The 17,326-nt window shown below is 70.7% G+C and carries 12 protein-coding genes; 9 read left to right on the forward strand and 3 right to left on the reverse strand.

What is annotated here, in order from left to right; all coding sequences use genetic code 11:
- Positions 1–120: 120 nt before the first annotated feature.
- The gene (locus ACFT7S_RS25025; protein ID WP_382735438.1) at positions 121–1,737 is read right to left on the reverse strand and encodes an MFS transporter; all 1,617 of its coding nucleotides are present in this window, start codon (positions 1,735–1,737) and stop codon (positions 121–123) included.
- A gap of 371 nt (positions 1,738–2,108) precedes the next feature.
- Here ACFT7S_RS25025 and ACFT7S_RS25030 point away from each other — a divergent pair, with 371 nt between their 5' ends.
- From ACFT7S_RS25030 to mfd, 3 genes are all read left to right on the forward strand, one after another.
- Complete coding sequence (locus tag ACFT7S_RS25030; RefSeq protein WP_382735441.1) at positions 2,109–2,897, forward strand: ABC transporter ATP-binding protein; 789 nt, start codon at positions 2,109–2,111, stop codon at positions 2,895–2,897.
- Entirely contained in the window at positions 2,894–5,479 is a 2,586-nt protein-coding gene (locus ACFT7S_RS25035) for an ABC transporter permease (RefSeq protein ID WP_382735443.1), read from the forward strand. Before ACFT7S_RS25030 ends, ACFT7S_RS25035 begins: the two co-directional genes overlap by 4 nt.
- A 333-nt stretch (positions 5,480–5,812) precedes the next feature.
- Entirely contained in the window at positions 5,813–9,343 is a 3,531-nt protein-coding gene (mfd, locus tag ACFT7S_RS25040) for a transcription-repair coupling factor (protein ID WP_382735444.1), read from the forward strand.
- On the opposite strand, the gene ACFT7S_RS25045 is transcribed toward mfd, so the two are convergent.
- On the reverse strand, positions 9,321–9,896 hold the full coding sequence (locus ACFT7S_RS25045) for a TetR/AcrR family transcriptional regulator (RefSeq protein WP_382735447.1): 576 nt from the start codon (positions 9,894–9,896) through the stop codon (positions 9,321–9,323). The two genes, mfd and ACFT7S_RS25045, sit on opposite strands and share 23 nt — an antisense overlap.
- 134 nt (positions 9,897–10,030) lie before the next feature.
- Between ACFT7S_RS25045 and ACFT7S_RS25050 the strand changes: the two genes are divergently transcribed.
- Together ACFT7S_RS25050 and ACFT7S_RS25055 are read left to right on the forward strand one after the other, a co-directional pair.
- Positions 10,031–10,897 carry a hypothetical protein gene (locus ACFT7S_RS25050; protein ID WP_382735449.1) on the forward strand — a complete coding sequence of 289 codons (867 nt, stop codon included), beginning with the start codon at positions 10,031–10,033 and terminating at the stop codon, positions 10,895–10,897.
- Between the two features lie 157 nt (positions 10,898–11,054).
- Positions 11,055–11,822, forward strand: a complete 768-nt coding sequence (locus ACFT7S_RS25055) for an HNH endonuclease family protein (RefSeq protein ID WP_382735603.1) — start codon at positions 11,055–11,057, stop codon at positions 11,820–11,822.
- Positions 11,823–11,878: 56 nt separating this feature from the next.
- Here the strand turns inward: ACFT7S_RS25055 and ACFT7S_RS25060 are convergent, their stop codons facing one another.
- The gene (locus ACFT7S_RS25060) at positions 11,879–12,778 is read right to left on the reverse strand and encodes a sigma-70 family RNA polymerase sigma factor (protein WP_382735451.1); all 900 of its coding nucleotides are present in this window, start codon (positions 12,776–12,778) and stop codon (positions 11,879–11,881) included.
- A gap of 102 nt (positions 12,779–12,880) precedes the next feature.
- Here ACFT7S_RS25060 and ACFT7S_RS25065 point away from each other — a divergent pair, with 102 nt between their 5' ends.
- The 4 genes from ACFT7S_RS25065 (at position 12,881) to ACFT7S_RS25080 (ending at position 17,298) form a co-directional block, all read left to right on the forward strand.
- Positions 12,881–13,627, forward strand: coding sequence for an N-acetyltransferase (locus ACFT7S_RS25065; protein WP_382735453.1), 747 nt, complete (start codon positions 12,881–12,883; stop codon positions 13,625–13,627).
- 499 nt (positions 13,628–14,126) lie between these two features.
- A complete protein-coding gene (locus ACFT7S_RS25070) occupies positions 14,127–14,741 on the forward strand; it encodes a hypothetical protein (RefSeq protein ID WP_382735455.1) in 615 nt (204 codons plus the stop codon).
- The gene (locus ACFT7S_RS25075; protein ID WP_382735457.1) at positions 14,738–16,303 is read left to right on the forward strand and encodes a protein kinase; all 1,566 of its coding nucleotides are present in this window, start codon (positions 14,738–14,740) and stop codon (positions 16,301–16,303) included. Before ACFT7S_RS25070 ends, ACFT7S_RS25075 begins: the two co-directional genes overlap by 4 nt.
- Before the next feature lie 338 nt (positions 16,304–16,641).
- Positions 16,642–17,298: a SurA N-terminal domain-containing protein gene (locus tag ACFT7S_RS25080; RefSeq protein WP_382735459.1), complete on the forward strand. Its 657-nt coding sequence runs from the start codon at positions 16,642–16,644 to the stop codon at positions 17,296–17,298.
- The last annotated feature ends 28 nt before the right edge of the window (positions 17,299–17,326 follow it).

Consider the following 17,326-nt stretch of genomic DNA (forward strand, 5'->3'; position numbering starts at 1 on the left):
GGTCCGGGGAAGGACCGCAAGGCAGGAGCGCGGGTGCGCTGTTGAAGCGCGTACGTTACTCGCGAGTACGGCGGGTGGGCAGGGTTGCGACCGAACTACTCACGGTAACCCTGGAGTTGTCTACTTCTTGAGTGCCGGGGAAGCGCTTTCGGTACCTTCGTCGAGGACCGGGAAGCGGCGTGGGGCCACGAAGACGAGGACGAGCAGGGCGAGTGCCGCGGCACCCGCGGCACCGAGGTAGACGTAGTCGACGGCGGCATCAACCGCCCGTCGCAGATAGTCCGTTGCCGCGGCGGAGAGCGAGCCCGGATCGCCCAGGGCGTGCGAGATCGCGTCCAGGTCGCCGGGCAGCCCGGTGACCGGGGCGTCGGCCAGCCGGGAGGCGAGCACCCCGTTGGCGACGGCGCCGAAGAGCGCGGCGCCCAGGCTCTGGCCGACCTGGCGGCAGAACAGTACGGAGGCCGTCGTCGTACCGCGCTCGGACCAGCCGACCGTGGACTGGACGCCGACGATCAGCGGGAGCTGGAACAGCCCGAGCGCCGCGCCCAGCAGCAGCATGATCAGGGCGGGCTGCCAGGCCGAACCGGGATACGGCAGCAGGGGGAAGGCGAGCAGGATCAGCAGGGTGGCACTCATGCCGATGATCGCGGTGAAGCGAAAGCCGATGCGGTTGTAGACCCGGTTGGAGAAGGCCGCCGAGACCGGCCAGCTCAGCGTCATGACGGAGAGCACGAAACCGGCGGCGATCGGGCCGAGGCCCAGGACCGACTGGGCGTACGTCGGCAGGAAGACGGTGGGCGCCACCATCAGCAGACCCATCGCGCCCAGGGCCAGGTTGACGGAGGCGATGGTGCGCCGCTTCCAGACCCAGCCGGGGATGATCGGGTCGGCGGCGCGCCGCTCGATGACGACGGTCAGCGCCGCGAGGGCGGCGCTCGCGCCCAGCAGCCCGAGCGAGGGTGCGGAGAGCCACGGCCAGGCCACGCCGCCCTGGACGAGCGCGGTCAGCAGGAGAGCGCCGGTCGTGAAGACGGCGAGGGCGCCCGCCCAGTCGATACGGAGACGGGTGCCGGTGCGGGGGCGGGCCGGTTCGTGGAAGTGACGCACGACCAGCCAGAGCGCGACGGCGCCGACCGGCAGGTTGATCAGGAAGATCCAGCGCCAGTCCGCGTACGCCGCGAGCAGCCCGCCGACCGCCGGTCCCGCGACCGCCGATGTGGCCCACACCGTCGACAACTTGGCCTGGATCTTGGGGCGTTCCTTGAGCGGGTACAGGTCGGCCGCGACGGTCTGGACGGTGCCCTGGAGCGCGCCGCCGCCGAGACCCTGGATGACGCGGAAGGCGATCAGGGCCGCCATGTTCCAGGCCAGGGCACAGAGCACCGAGCCGATCAGGAACAGGATGATGCCGGCGACCAGGACCGGCTTGCGGCCGAAGGTGTCGGAGAGCTTCCCGTAGACGGGGAGGGTGACGGTCACGGCCAGCAGATAGCCGGAGAACAGCCAGGAGAAAACGGCGAACCCGCCGAGATCGCCGACGATCTGGGGGACAGCGGTCGAGACGATCGTGCCGTCGATGGCGGCGAGTGCCATGCCGAGCATCAGCGCGGCGACGACGGGCCGCCGGCCGCGGGGCGTGGCGTTATCCGCGCCTGCGTTATCCGCGCCTGCGGTATCCGCGCCGCCCTTGTCCGTGCCGACGCCTATGCCTACGTCCCCGCCTTCCGTGCCGGCCACAGGTTTTCCTTTCCCTATGCATGTATTTCCCGTGACACTGTCTCACCCGCCGCCCACACAGCGGGAGGGGGCGGCCGGGCCGGTTCCGGTTCTGGTCGGCCCCTACCTGGGTCTCATCCCCAGGACGGAAACCCTTAGGGGTAGCTCCGTACTTGTGGCCAGGGGTCGTTCCTCCCGCCGGAGGACGTGGCAGCGGCAGCTCGTTCTTTACCGTGGTCATACACCGCAAGGGCGGCTGACCGCAGAGGACGGGGTGGGGAAAACCCCACCCGAAGACTGCGCTGGGCACCAGCGCGCCGGACCCCCTCCTCCCGCAAGACTCAGAACGTACACAGAGACGACCAGGCATCCACCGGCATAGGAGAAATACCGTGACAACGGCTGTGACCATTACCAGGCACGGGGGCACTGGAGGGCGTACGGCCGTCGCTGCGCGAGCGCGACAGGTCGTCAAGGCGTACGGGGCCGGGGAAACCCGGGTCGTCGCGCTCGACCATGTCGATGTCGACATCGCTCGCGGGCAGTTCACGGCGATCATGGGCCCGTCCGGCTCCGGTAAGTCGACGCTGATGCACTGCCTCGCGGGCCTCGACACAGTGACCTCGGGCGAGATCTACCTCGACGAAACCGAGATCACGAAGCTCAAGGACAAGAAGCTCACTCAGCTCCGCCGGGACCGGATCGGCTTCATCTTCCAGGCGTTCAACCTGCTCCCGACGCTCAATGCGCTGGAGAACATCACGCTGCCGATGGACATCGCGGGCCGCAAGCCCGACGCCGCCTGGCTGCGCCAGGTCGTGGAGACCGTCGGTCTCTCCGACCGGCTGAAGCACCGGCCGACCGAGCTCTCCGGTGGCCAGCAGCAGCGTGTCGCGGTGGCCCGCGCCCTCGCCTCCCAGCCGGACATCATCTTCGGTGACGAGCCGACCGGAAACCTGGACTCGCGGGCCGGCGCCGAGGTGCTGTCCTTCCTGCGCAGGTCCGTCGACGACCTGGGCCAGACCATCGTCATGGTCACCCACGACCCGGTGGCGGCCTCCTACGCGGACCGGGTGCTGTATCTCGCGGACGGTTCCATCGTCGACGAGATGCTGAACCCGACCGCCGACCAGGTCCTCGACCGCATGAAGCACTTCGATGCACGGGGGCGTACGTCGTGACTGTCCTCAAGACCTCGATGCGCAACTTCCTCGCGCACAAGGGACGCATGGCGCTCTCCGCCGTCGCGGTCCTCCTGTCGGTGGCGTTCGTGTGCGGCACGCTCGTCTTCACCGACACCATGAACACCACGTTCGACAAGCTCTTCGCGGCGACCGCCGCCGATGTCACCGTCAGCCCCAAGTCCGCCGCGGACGTCGACGACACCCCGGAGACGGGCAAGCCCGAGTCGCTGCCCGCCTCCGTCGTCGGGCAGGTGGAGAAGGCCGACGGCGTGAAGTCCGCCGAGGGCGTCGTCTCCAGCATGGCCGTCACCGTCGTCGACAGCCACAACAAGAACATGGGCTCCGAGACCGGCGCCCCGACGTTCGCCGGCAACTGGACGCGCAACGACCTGCGTTCCATGGAGATCACCTCCGGTCACGCCCCGCGCGGCCCCACCGAGGTGATGGTCGACGCCGACACCGCGGAGAAGCACCACCTGAAGCTCGGTGACGAGCTGCGCACCATCGCCGTCACCGGCGACATCAAGGCGAAGATCAGCGGCATCGCGTCCTTCACCGTGACCAACCCGGGCGCGGCCGTCGTCTACCTCGACACCGCCACCGCGCAGCAGAAGCTGCTCGGCGGACCCGACCTTTTCACCCACATCGCCATCACCGCCGAACCGGGGGTGAACGACACGGAGTTGAAGAGCGGCGTCGCCACCGCGCTCGGTGACCCGGCCACGTACAAGCTCCAGACCCAGGACGAGGCCGCGGCGGCCAGCAAGGACTCCATGGGCTCCTTCCTCGACGTGATGAAGTACGCGATGCTCGGCTTCGCCGGGATCGCCTTCCTCGTCGGGATCTTCCTGATCGTCAACACCTTCTCGATGCTGGTCGCCCAGCGCACCCGCGAGATCGGTCTGATGCGGGCCATCGGCTCCAGCCGCAAGCAGGTCAACCGGTCGGTGCTCGTCGAAGCGGTGCTCCTCGGGGTCGTCGGTTCGATCCTCGGTGTCGGCGCCGGTATCGGGCTCGCCGTCGGTCTGATGAAGCTCATGGGCGCCATGGGCATGGAGCTGTCCACCAAGGACCTCACCATCGCCTGGACGACCCCGGTGATCGGGCTCGTGCTCGGTGTCGTCGTCACCGTCCTCGCCGCCTACGTCCCCGCCCGCCGGGCCGGCAAGGTCTCGCCGATGGCGGCCCTGCGCGACGCCGGAACCCCGGCGGACGCCAAGTCCGGCTGGATCAGGGCCGGTATCGGTCTGGTCCTCACCGTCGGCGGTGGCGCGGCCCTGTGGGCGACCACGCAGGCCGAGAAGGCGAGCGAGGGTTCGCTGTTCCTGGGGCTCGGTGTGGTCCTGACCCTCATCGGCTTCATCGTGATCGGCCCGCTGCTCGCCGGGATCGTGGTGCGGGCGCTCAGCGTGGTCGTGCTGCGGATGTTCGGCCCGGTCGGCCGGCTCGCGGAGCGCAACGCGCTGCGCAACCCGAGGCGTACCGGAGCGACCGGCGCGGCCCTGATGATCGGCCTGGCCCTGGTGGCCTGCCTCTCGGTCGTCGGTTCGTCCATGGTCGCCTCGGCCACCGACGAGCTCGACAAGTCGGTCGGCGCGGACTTCATCGTCCAGTCGTCCACCCCCGGCCAGCTGATCGTCCCCCAGGCCGCGAAGGCCCTGGAGAGCGCACCCGGTATCGAGCACATCACCCACTACAAGGTCGTCAGCGCGAAGCTGACCGCCCCCGACGGTTCGACGGAGGACGAGGGAGTCGTCGCCGCCGACCCGACGTACAAGGACGACCTGCGGCGCACGACAGTCTCCGGTGATCTGGCCGACGCGTACGGCGAGGACGCCATGTCGGTCGGTGACGCGTACGCCACCCGGCACAAGATCAAGGTCGGGGACGAGATGACGGTCGCGTTCAAGGGCGGTGAGACGGCGAAGCTGAAGGTCGCCGCGATCACCTCGGACGAGACCAACGTCGACAAGGGGGCGATGTACACCCACACCAGGACCGCCGAGAAGTACGTCCCCGCCGACAAGATGCCACAGAACATGATCATGTTCGGCAAGGCGCAGGACGGCAAGGAGAAGGAGGCGTACGCCGCCCTCAAGTCCTCACTCGCCGAGTACCCGCAGTACAAGGTGCAGAACCAGGCGGACTTCAAGCAGGACCTGAAGGACCAGATCGGCCAGCTGCTCAACATCGTGTACGGCCTGCTGGCCCTGGCGATCATCGTCGCGGTGCTCGGTGTGGTGAACACGCTCGCCCTGTCGGTGGTCGAGCGGACCCGTGAGATCGGTCTGATGCGGGCCATCGGCCTCTCGCGCCGTCAGCTGCGCCGCATGATCCGGCTGGAGTCCGTGGTCATCGCCCTCTTCGGCGCCCTGCTCGGCCTCGGCCTGGGCATGGGATGGGGCACCTCGGCCCAGAAGCTGCTGGCCCTGGAGGGTCTCGGCGTCCTGGAGATCCCGTGGCCGACGATCCTCACGGTCTTCGTCGCCTCGGCCTTCGTCGGACTGTTCGCCGCACTGGTTCCCGCTTTCCGGGCGGGCCGGATGAACGTCCTCAACGCGATCGCCACCGACGGGTGACGGTGGCCGTCATAGGATGACGGAGCCGGCCCCGGGACGTTCCTCCAAACGTCCCGGGGCCGGCTCCGTCGTAATGCCCGCGTCCGCCAGTACGCAGCGGTACGCGTCCGGGTGCCCGGGACGGCCCGGCCCCGGCATTCGGCTGACCGGTGACCGCTCCCGGCCACGGCGTGACGCGGTTGCGGGCGCGGCTGTCGTAGGGGAGTCGTAGTCTGGAACCCCGGCCCGTCCTACGTGTCGGGCCATTCGTGTTGCCCCCTGCCGGGGACGGCGCGTCGCCCCTGGCAGCAGCCGGCTGTCAGTACACCCCCGTACCCCGGACGGAAGCCCTTCATGAGCCTGCACGGTCTGCTGGATGTCGTCGTACGTGACCCGGCGCTCTCCGAAGCGGTGAAGGCCGCCACCGACGGCCACCGGATGCATGTCGACCTGGTGGGTCCGTCGGCCGCCCGGCCCTTCGCCGTGGCCGCACTGGCCCGCGAGACCGGCCGGACCGTGCTGGCCGTCACCGCGACCGGCCGCGAGGCGGAGGACCTGGCGGCGGCGCTGCGCACGCTGCTGCCGCCGGACACCATCGCCGAATACCCGTCCTGGGAGACTCTGCCCCACGAACGGCTCTCGCCGCGCTCGGACACCGTGGGCCGCCGCCTCGCCGTGCTGCGCAGGCTGGCGCACCCCAGGCAGGACGACCCGGAGACCGGCCCGGTCAGCGTCATCGTCGCGCCCGTGCGCTCCGTGCTCCAGCCGCAGGTCAAGGGGCTCGGCGACCTGGAGCCTGTGGCGCTGAGCAGCGGACAGACCGCCGATCTGGGCGAGGTCGTCGAGGCGCTCGCGGCCGCCGCGTACTCCCGGGTCGAACTGGTCGAGAAGCGCGGCGAGTTCGCCGTACGCGGTGGAATTCTGGACGTCTTCCCGCCGACCGAGGAGCACCCCCTGCGGGTGGAGTTCTGGGGCGACGACGTCGAGGAGATCCGCTACTTCAAGATCGCTGACCAGCGCTCGCTGGAGGTCGCCGCGCACGGGCTGTGGGCGCCGCCCTGCCGCGAGCTGCTGCTCACGGACGAGGTCCGCAGCCGGGCCGCCGCCCTCGCCGAGGCCCACCCGGAGCTGGGCGAGCTGCTGGGCAGGATCGCCGAGGGGATCGCCGTCGAGGGCATGGAGTCCCTCGCCCCGGTGCTGGTGGACGAGATGGAGCTGCTGATCGACGTCCTGCCGAAGGGCTCGATGGCGGTGGTCTGCGACCCGGAGCGGGTGCGTACGCGGGCGACCGACCTGGTCGCCACCAGCCAGGAGTTCCTCCAGGCGTCCTGGGCGGCCACGGCGGGCGGCGGCGAGGCCCCGATCGATGTCGGCGCGGCCTCGCTCCGGGGCATCGCGGACGTCCGCGACCGGGCCCGCGAGCTCAACATGATGTGGTGGTCGGTCTCCCCGTTCGCCGCCGACGACGAGCTGGACGAGGACACCCTCAAGCTCCGGATGCACGCCCCCGAGGCGTACCGGGGCGACACCGCCCGCGCGCTCGCCGACACCAAGGGCTGGCTCGCGGACGGCTGGCGCACGGTGTACGTCACCGAGGGCCAGGGCCCGGCCTCCCGCACCGTCGAGGTCCTCGGCGGCGAGGGCATCCCCGCCCGCCTCGACCAGGACCTGGCCGAGATCTCGCCGTCCCTCGTCCATGTGTCGTGCGGCGCCATCGACCAGGGCTTCGTCGACCCGGCGCTCAAGCTCGCCGTGCTGACCGAGACCGATCTGACCGGTCAGCGCACGGCCACCAAGGACCTCGGCCGGATGCCGGCCCGCCGCCGCAAGACCATCGACCCGCTGACGCTGGAGACGGGCGACTACATCGTCCACGAGCAGCACGGCGTGGGCCGCTACATCGAGATGGTGCAGCGCACGGTGCAGGCCGCCACCCGCGAGTACCTCCTCGTCGAGTACGCCCCGGCCAAGCGCGGCCAGCCCGGCGACCGGCTGTACATCCCCACCGACCAGCTGGAGCAGGTCACCAAGTACGTGGGCGGCGAGGCCCCGACCCTGCACCGGCTCGGCGGCGCCGACTGGACCAAGACCAAGCAGCGCGCCAAGAAGGCGGTCAAGGAGATCGCCGCCGACCTCATCAAGCTGTACTCGGCGCGGATGGCGGCCCCCGGGCACGCCTTCGGCCCGGACACCCCGTGGCAGCGCGAGCTGGAGGACGCCTTCCCGTACGCGGAGACGCCCGACCAGCTGTCCACGATCGCCGAGGTCAAGGAGGACATGGAGAAGACGGTCCCCATGGACCGGCTGGTCTGCGGCGACGTCGGTTACGGCAAGACGGAGATCGCCGTGCGCGCGGCGTTCAAGGCGGTCCAGGACGGAAAGCAGGTCGCCGTCCTCGTACCGACCACGCTCCTCGTCCAGCAGCACTTCGGTACGTTCACCGAGCGGTACGCCCAGTTCCCGGTCAACGTACGGGCGTTGAGCCGCTTCCAGTCCGACACGGAGTCGAAGTCCACGCTGGAGGGCCTGCGGGAGGGCTCGGTCGACCTCGTCATCGGCACGCACCGCCTCTTCTCCGCCGAGACGAGGTTCAAGGACCTCGGCCTGGTCATCGTGGACGAGGAGCAGCGCTTCGGCGTCGAGCACAAGGAGCAGCTGAAGAAGCTCCGTGCCAACGTCGACGTACTGACCATGTCCGCGACGCCCATCCCCCGTACGCTCGAAATGGCCGTCACCGGCATCCGTGAGATGTCGACGATCACGACGCCGCCGGAGGAGCGCCACCCCGTTCTCACCTTCGTCGGGCCGTACGACGAGAAGCAGATCGGCGCCGCCGTCCGCCGTGAACTGCTGCGCGAGGGCCAGGTCTTCTACATCCACAACCGGGTCGAGTCCATCGACCGTGCCGCGGCACGGCTCCGCGAGATCGTGCCGGAGGCCCGTATCGCCACGGCGCACGGACAGATGGGCGAGAGCGCCCTGGAGCAGGTCGTCGTGGACTTCTGGGAGAAGAAGTTCGACGTACTCGTCTCGACGACGATCGTCGAGTCCGGCATCGACATCTCCAACGCCAACACCCTGATCGTGGAGCGCGGCGACAACTTCGGCCTCTCGCAACTGCACCAGCTCCGCGGACGCGTCGGCCGTGGCAGGGACCGGGGCTACTCCTACTTCCTGTACCCCCCGGAGAAGCCCCTCACGGAGACCGCCCACGAGCGCCTGGCGACCATCGCCCAGCACACCGAAATGGGCGCGGGCATGTACGTGGCCATGAAGGACCTCGAAATCCGCGGCGCCGGAAATCTGCTCGGCGGCGAACAGTCCGGCCATATCGCGGGCGTCGGCTTCGACCTCTACATCCGGATGGTCGGCGAGGCGGTGGCCGACTACCGGGCCGCGGTCGACGGAGGCGTCGAGGAGGAGCCCCCGCTTGAGGTCAAGATCGAGCTCCCGGTAGACGCCCACGTACCGCACGACTACGCCCCCGGCGAGCGGCTCCGCCTCCAGGCGTACCGCTCGATCGCCTCCGCCAACACGGAGGACGACATCAGGGCGGTACGCGAGGAGCTCACCGACCGCTACGGCAAGCTCCCGGAGCCGGTAGAGAACCTGCTCCTGGTCGCCGGCCTGCGCATGCTGGCCCGCGCCTGCGGGGTCGGCGAGATCGTCCTCCAGGGCTCGAACATCCGCTTCGCCCCGGTGGAGCTGCGCGAGTCCCAGGAGCTGCGCCTGAAGCGGCTCCACCCGAAGACGGTCATCAAGCCGACCGCCCACCAGATCCTGGTCCCCCGCCCCACGGCAGGCAGAATCGGCGGCAAGCCGGTGGTCGGCCGCGAACTCCTGGCGTGGACCGGGGAGTTCCTTACGACGATCCTGGGGTCCTGACTCCGTCGGCGAACAGCAGCCCCGCGAGTGAGCGGAAGACCTCCTCGGGGTCACGGGTGCCCAGGGGGCCGGACAGGTTGCCGCTGAGGAGCAGGGTGGCGAAGCCGTGGGCCAGGGACCAGGCGGCGATGCCCGCGTCGGCCCGGCCCTCGGCGGGGAGTGCGCTGACGCCTGCGCGCAGGGAGTCGGCGGCGCGGGCCTTCGCCGCGAGCAGGTCCGGGTCGTCGGGCCGGTGGAGCTCCGGGCGGAACATCACCTGGAAGTGGGCGGGGTGTTCCCTGGCGAACCGTACGTACCGCACGCCCCGCTCGTTCAGAGTCGGCGCCTCGTCCAGGGCGTCCGCGAAGAGTGTGTAGCCCTCGGCGGCGATCGCGGTGAGCAGGCCGGTCCTGTCCTTGAAGTGATGGGCCGGGGCGGCGTGCGAGACGCCCGCCCGGCGGGCCAGGTCGCGCAGGCTCAGGGCGCCGGGGCCGTCCGTCGCGACGACGTCGAGGGCGGCGGTCAGAACGGCCCGCCGCAGGTCGCCGTGGTGGTAGGTGCGCTCGCTGCTCATGGTCAGCACAGTACGCCGAATCTAGTCATTGACAAGTTGGTGGGCGAGGCGCACTCTGGGAATCCGAGGGAATCTAGTCACTGGCAAGATTTCTTGTTCCGTGGAGTTCTGTGGAGTTCTGGGAAGGCGGAGACATGTCCGAAGAGCTGGGCAGTGTGCGTCAGATGTGGCACCTGCTGGAACCCCTGCATGCCGTCCTCTACTACGCACCCGAGGCCCGCGAGGAGGCCGCCGCGCTCGGCTACGCCGTCGACGAGCGCTGGCCGGGCTACTTCGCCTGGCGTGCCGCGCCGCTCGGCGCGGCGGGGGAGCGCCACGTCGTCGGCACCTTCCACAGTTTCAGCCCGGTGATGGTCCGCGAGTACGTCCCGGCCGTCTGGTCCGTCGCCACACCGGAAGCCGTGCTCGCGGCCCGGACGAGGGCGGTCGACCGTACGTACAGAGCACTGCTCGCGGAGTGGATCGACGGTCCGGAGCTCGCCGAGATCGCCGCGCTGGCCCGCCGCGCGGCCGAGGCGGCGGACGTGAAGGGCCGGCCGCTCGCCGAGGCCAACGCCGCACTGCCCTGGCCGGACGCCCCGCACCTGGTGCTGTGGCAGGCCGCGACCGTCCTGCGCGAGCACCGGGGCGACGGGCACATCGCGGCGCTCGTCGCCGCGGGCCTCGACCCGGTCGAGTCGCTGGTCTCCTTCGCGGGTGTCGGCGCGGCGCGCCCCGAGGTGTTCGAGAGCCGGGGATGGAGCGCGGACGAGTGGGCGGCTGCACGTCAACGGCTGGAGGCACGCGGGCTGTTGGGGCCGGACGGCATGGTCACGGAGGCGGGCCGCGCGCTGCGCGCGGAGGTGGAGCGGCGCACCGACGAGGAGGCGGCCGGACTGTGGGCGGCCCTCGGGGAGGAAGGCCGGGTGCGGCTGGTGGAGTTGCTGGGGCCGCTGTGGGTGGCGGTGCTCGGAGCCGGGCTGCTGCCGTCCGAGACGACGCTCGGCATCGGGAAGGTGTGAGCCCGGGGCGGGCCGTACGGGGTCTGCGTGACGTGTGATCCGGGGCCCATCCGGGCGGGTCGCCCGCCTTGAACGTTCTCTGGCGGGGAAGACGTCCGTAGGATTCCCGGGTTCGGCTTTCTCCCCGTCAGGATGGCTCCGCGTGATATCTCCCCGCATGTACCGAGTGGTGCTGCCCGCCCTGAGCGCGGCCGTCGTGCTGTCCCTGGCGGGCTGCGAACCCCAGGGGACGGGGGGCGGGAGCGCGGGTGCGAGCAGTGCGGCGAGCGGCGGCGGGCAGGCGGGCGAGGGCGTCGGAGCCAGCCCCCTGAGCAACCAGGACGGTACGAAGCCGGGGCTCGCACCCCTCACCTCCGAGGACGACAGGGCCGCGGCCCGCAAGCTCATCGGGAACGTGGCCACCAAGGGGCGCGGACCGCGCACCGGTTACGAGCGGGACGAGTTCGGTTACGCCTGGATGGACACCGCGGACGGGGTCCCCCTCGCGCGCAACGGCTGCGACACCCGTAACGACCTCCTCCACCGCGACGGCCAGGGGCTCCGCTTCCGTGGCGGTTCGGACTGTGTCGTCATCGCGATGAAGCTGTACGACCCGTACACCGGGCAGACCCTCGACTGGCGCAAGGAGCGCGCCTCCGAGGTCCAGATCGACCATGTGGTGCCGCTGTCGTACAGCTGGCAGATGGGCGCCGCGCGCTGGCCGGAGAGCAAGCGCAAGCGGCTCGCCAACGACGTACTCAATCTGCTTCCCGTCGAGGGGCGCGCCAACTCGTCCAAGGGCGACTCCGGTCCGGCCTCCTGGCTCCCGCCGAACAAGCGCATCCGCTGTGCGTACGCGGTGCGGTTCGCGCAGGTGGCGCGGAAGTACGAGTTGCCGGTGACCGTCCCGGACAAGGACATGATGCTCGCGCAGTGCGGCGGCTGAGGACTGGATGTCTGCCGGGCGCCGACCGGATCGCTCCGGTCGGCGCCCTCGGTGTGTCAGTGGTCCGGCACGGCGATGGTGAGTTCGCCGAGACGGTCCGGTTCCGCGATCACATCGATCTCCGTGATCCTGCCCTCCGCCATCGTGAAGGCGAGGACGATGCGCAGGCGTCCGTGGGGAGCCATGGCGAGGCCGACCATGCCGTTCACCAGCGCGGGGCCGGTGAAACGGGCCCGGCCCATGGCAGCCATCGCGCCCTTGGCCACGCTGAGCGCGCCGCGGACCTCGATGGGTTCGGGTGTGGGGACGACGGCCCGGTCGGCCCGGAGCACCACGTCGGGGTCGAGGAGGGCGACCAGTGCCTCGAAGTCGCCGCCCCGGGTGGCGGCCAGGAAGGCGTCGACGACCTGGCGCCGGAGGTTCAGGTCCGGTGCGGGCACCGCTGTGCCGCCCCTGACCCGGCGGCGGGCGCGGCTCGCGAGCTGGCGGGCGGCCGTCGGGGAACGGTCGAGCATGGCGCCGAGCTCGTCGAAGGGCACGGCGAACATGTCGTGCAGGACGAAGGACAGCCGCTCGGCCGGTGTCAGCGTGTCGAGGACCACCAGCATGGCCAGCCCGACCGAGTCCGCCAGCAGCGCTTCCTGTTCCGGGTCGTGCCGTGCGTCGCTCCCCTCGGCCTCGGCCGCGCCCGGGGCGTACGCCTCCAGGGGGTCCTCGCAGCGGGTCTCGCGCGAGCGCAGCATGTTGAGGCAGACCCGGGACACCACGGTGGTCAGCCAGCCGGCGAGGTTCTCCACCCCGTCCGTGTCGGCCCGGCTCGCGCGGAGCCAGGTGTCCTGGACGGCGTCATCGGCCTCGCTCGCCGAGCCGAGCATCCGGTAGGCCACCGCTCGCAGTTGAGGCCGGTGCTCCTCGAAACGCTCTGTCAGTGAGGGATTCTCATCCACCGTGTCCATTCCTTCCGCGTGGAGTTCCGGATGCAGTAGATCACCGAAGGCGGCGTCCGGTCCCGGGAAAAATCGGTGGACGCTTTCCGTCCGCTCATTAGCGTGTGGCGCATGAAGCTGATCATCACCACGCTCGCCGCACGCCCCGAACTGGCCGGTCCCATGGCCGAGATGCCGGACACCTGGCCGGAGTTCGTCCTTCAGGACCTGGTGGGCTGGGCGAACTTCCCCCGGATCGCGGTCGAGTTCCCCGAGTACGTACTCGTCGCGACGGACAGCGAGGGCGCCGTCGTCGCCCGCGCCTACAGCGTGCCGTTCGCGCTGGATGCGGCCGGGCGCCGGGAGCTGCCTCCGGGCGGGTGGGACCAGGCGTTGCTGTGGGCGTTCTCGGATCTGCGGCGCGAGCGGACGCCGGACACGGTCAGCGCGATCGAGATCACGGTCGCCAAGGGCCATCTGGGGAAGGGGATATCGGGGCGGATGGTGGCCGCGCTGCGGGAGAACACCGCGCGGCTCGGCTTCCAGGAGCTCGTTGCCCCGGTGCGGCCGAACGCCAAGCACCTGGAGGCGTCCGCCCCGATGGAGGAGTACGCCCGCCGGACGCGGGACGAGGACGGCCTGCCGTGCGACCCGTGGTTGCGCGTCCACGTGCGGGCGGGCGGGGTGATCGAGGCTGTGGCGCCGGTGTCGATGACGGTGAGCGGTTCGCTGGCGCAGTGGCGGAGCTGGACCGGGCTGCCGTTCGACGTGGAGGGGCCGGTGGAGGTGCCGGGTGCTCTGGTGCCGGTGCACTGTTCCGTCGCGCACGGGTACGCGGCGTACGCCGAGCCGAACGTGTGGGTGCGCCACCGGGTGTGAACGGACCGGGTGTGAGCGAACAGCTCGTCCCCCGTACATCGGTGTGTACGGGGGACAAGCCGTTTTGCATACGAGGTCAGAGGGTGGCGGCCCCTTCGCCGCCACCGGTTTGCCGAACTCCGAGAACTCGGCGGTGAGCGGGGTGCGTTCAACGGCCCCAGCTCTCACCCTCACCGCATAACCAGTGAAAACGAGAGCAGGACGCAGCCGGATTCATCACAGCCAGTGATGGTCACGAGCAGCAAGCCCGGGACTTCAGTCCGACTTCAGTCCCGGGTCGTTGACCTCCCACTGGCTCGCATCCCAGTCGAAGCCAGCTGCGGACGGCAGGGCGGCTCGGCGGGCTCCTGGTGCAGGGGATGTACGACGGGCTGACGGACGGCACGGTCGCCCCGAAGTGACGTGAACCACAACGGTTGTGCACAACCCGGGACCGGGTGTCCGTGTCGGTGTATACGCTCACGGCACACGTCCGACATACGCCTTCCAGGAGCGTCACATGCACGGCTACGGCTATCCGCCGGAGCAGCCACCGAAGCGCCGCCCGTCCTCGGCTGTGCTGTCGGCGCTGCGCGTGCTTTTCGTGGCGCTGACCGTGCTGAGCTGCGGACTCCTGGGCTGGGTCGCGATGCTGCGGCTTGCGATCGTGACCCGCAAGGGGCGTGACTGGGGCCTGCTCGTGCTCGTGTTCGCGCTCAACACGGGGCTGTTCGCGTTCATGATCGTCATGCCGGAGGATCCCGAGAAGACGAGCGACGCCGAGGCGTTCATCGGCGTCTCCTGGATATTCGGCGTGATGGTCGGCGTGGTCGCCTATTACCTGTACGCGGAGATACACCACTACGGCCCCGCAGGACCGTACGGCGTCCCCCGTCCGCTCCTGCCGCAGCCGCAGGGACAGTACGGCGGGTATTCCCCACAGCAGCACACCCCGCAGCAGCACACCCCGCCGCCGCCCAACCAACAGCCTCCGGCCCCCGGTTACGGCTACCCGCCCGTCGTGCCCCCGCCCGCGCACACCCCGCCGCCCGCCGCACCCCAGCGCCTCGACCAGGTCCGCGCCGAGCTCGACGAGCTGAGCGACTACCTCCGTAAGGAGGGCGAGGGACGGTGACCGGACGCGTCATCGCCGGGCGGTACGAGCTGGCGACCATCCTCGGCCAGGGCGGCATGGGCCAGGTGTGGACGGCGTACGACCAGCGGCTCGACCGCCGGGTCGCCGTGAAGCTGCTGCGTCCGGACCGGATGGCCGGGCCCACCGGCAGCGATGCCGTCGACGAGCTGCGCCGCCGCTTCGTCCGCGAGTGCCGGGTCACCGCGCAGGTCGACCACCCCGGCCTGGTCACCGTCCACGACGCGGGCAACGACGGCGAGGACCTGTTCCTGGTCATGCAGTACGTCGAGGGCGCCGACCTCGCCGACCATCTCGCCGAACACGATCCGTACCCGTGGCTCTGGGCGGTCGCGGTCGCCGCGCAGCTCTGCGCCGTGCTGTCCGCCGTGCACGCGGTGCCGATCGTCCACCGCGACCTGAAGCCCCGCAATGTGATGGTGCGGCCCGACGGCACCGTCATCGTCCTCGACCTGGGTGTCGCCTCCGTCCTGGACACCGACACGACCCGTCTCACGCACACCGGTTCACCGATCGGTTCCCCGGCCTACATGGCGCCCGAGCAGGCGATGGGCGGCGCCGTCGGCCCGTACACCGACCTCTACGCCCTCGGTGTCCTCCTCCACGAACTCCTCAGCGGGGACGTCCCGTTCGCGGGTTCCACCGCGCTCGGCGTCCTGCACCGCCACCTCTACGAGCCCCCGCTGCCGGTCCGCCACCTCAGATCCGAGGTCCCGGCGCAGCTCGAAGCGCTCGTCCTGCGGCTGCTCGCCAAGGACCCGCAGGCCAGGCCGGCCTCCGCCCAGGAGGTGTACGAGACGCTCGCGCCCCTGCTGCCCGCCCGTGGCACACCGGCCGGACCGCTCGACCCGACCCGGCCCTTCCTGCGACCGCACGCCCCGTGGCCGGACCGGGCCGCCGCCGCCCAGGCCCCCGTGCCCGTACCGCAGCCGTCCGTGCCCGCCGACCGCACCGGCTACCCGGCGCCCGCCCGCCGGGATGTCGCGCGCGCCGTCGACGAGGTGAAACAGCTCCTCGTCGAGGGCCGGATCACCCAGGCCGTGGACATCCTCGGCGGCATCCTCCCGGCCGCCGCGGCCGAACACGGGGAGCACTCACCCGTCGTCCGTATCCTGCGCAAGCAGTACGCGGCCACCCTGATGGACGACGGCCAGTACCGGCGCGCCCTGCCCGAGCTGCGCCGCCTCGCCGACGACCGCACGGCCGAGGCGGGCCCGGCCGACGTCCAGACTCTCCAGTTCCGTTACGACGCGGCGCAGTGCCTGGAGCAGCTGGGCGAGCCCGCCGCCGCACTCGCCGAGTTCCGCGCGGTCCTCCCGTACTACGAGAACACGTACGGGGCCGTCACCGCCGACCCCGGCCGTGCCTTCGACATCCGGCACCGCATCGGCCACCTCCTGCTCGCGGTGGGCGATCACGCGGCGGGGCGCGGGCAGTTGCAGACACTGCTGTACGACGCGGAGCGCGCCTATGGGCCGCACCACCCGCTCCCCGTGGAACTGCGCAGGCAACTGGAGCACCAGCAGGACGTCCGAGGCGGCTAGGGCCTGTCCGGCGGATCATGGCCGGGGCCGCGACGCCTGGCACGGCACCTCGCGGCGTTGCCGAAACGCCCGAATAGCTCCGCTATCAGGACGCTCCGGCGCCTTGCGATGCACCGCACCAGACGCCGCGTCCTATCCGGCCCTGATCCGCCGGACAGGCCCTGACGGAACAGCCCCCGGTGGTCGAACGCGTGCTCCGAAGGGCCCGCGGGCGCGCCGCATCCCCAACTCCTGGCGAATCGTTGGTCGAATCAGTGGCCCCAACCACATCCACTGCCTAACATCGATCACCGCAAGGCTTTGTGCACTGATGCACAAACTCTCCCCGGGAGGCTCCTTTGCACCGCCGCCGTCGCACCGCGCTCGCCGTCTCAGCCGCACTGCTCGTCGGGGTGCCGCTCCTCTCCGCCTGCGGGAGCGAGGCCCATCCGGGCGCCGCGGCCCTGGTCGGCGGGGACCGCATCGAGGTGTCCGCGCTCCAGGCACAGGTGGCGGACGTACGCAGCGCGCAGGAGAGCTCGGCGCAGTCCGCGCAGCTCGTGAAGAGCTCCGGGCAGCTCAGCCGGGCCAAACTGCACGGAATCATCTTCGGGCGGATTCTGGACCGGGCATCGAAGGACGCCGGAGTGACGGTCAGCCGCAAGGAGATCCAGGAGATGCGCCTGGCGGCCGCCGCACAGTCCGGCGGTGACAAGCAGCTCCAGGCGATGATGCTCCAGCAGCGCTGGGTGGCCCCCGGCCAGATCGAGAACGATCTGCGCCGCGAGGTCCAGCTGCCCAAGCTGGCACAGGCGCTCGGCACCGACCTGACCTCCCCCGAGGGCCAGAAGGTCGTCGGGCAGGCGCTTGCCAAGGCGTCGAAGGCGCTCGACATCGACGTCAATCCGCGCTTCGGCGTCTGGGACGACGAGCAGATCCAGCTCGGCAACTACAAGGCCCCGTGGATCACCCAGGTCACCGAGTTCGAGCAGCCGGCTCCCGAGGCCGGTGCCTGACCGGGGCGGGTGCGGGCCGAGGTAGGTT

Origin of the sequence: Streptomyces sp. NPDC057136, from assembly GCF_042670885.1 — a bacterium.
Lineage (GTDB): Bacteria > Actinomycetota > Actinomycetes > Streptomycetales > Streptomycetaceae > Streptomyces.

Excerpts from the sequence above, each read along its gene's own strand:
- mfd (WP_382735444.1), top strand. The coding sequence starts at position 5,813 with ATGAGCCTGCACGGTCTGCTGGATGTCGTCGTACGTGACCCGGCGCTC.
- ACFT7S_RS25045 (WP_382735447.1), bottom strand. The coding sequence starts at position 9,896 with ATGAGCAGCGAGCGCACCTACCACCACGGCGACCTGCGGCGGGCCGTT.
- ACFT7S_RS25050 (WP_382735449.1), top strand. The coding sequence starts at position 10,031 with ATGTCCGAAGAGCTGGGCAGTGTGCGTCAGATGTGGCACCTGCTGGAA.
- ACFT7S_RS25055 (WP_382735603.1), top strand. The coding sequence starts at position 11,055 with ATGTACCGAGTGGTGCTGCCCGCCCTGAGCGCGGCCGTCGTGCTGTCC.
- ACFT7S_RS25060 (WP_382735451.1), bottom strand. The coding sequence starts at position 12,778 with ATGGACACGGTGGATGAGAATCCCTCACTGACAGAGCGTTTCGAGGAG.
- ACFT7S_RS25065 (WP_382735453.1), top strand. The coding sequence starts at position 12,881 with ATGAAGCTGATCATCACCACGCTCGCCGCACGCCCCGAACTGGCCGGT.
- ACFT7S_RS25070 (WP_382735455.1), top strand. The coding sequence starts at position 14,127 with ATGCACGGCTACGGCTATCCGCCGGAGCAGCCACCGAAGCGCCGCCCG.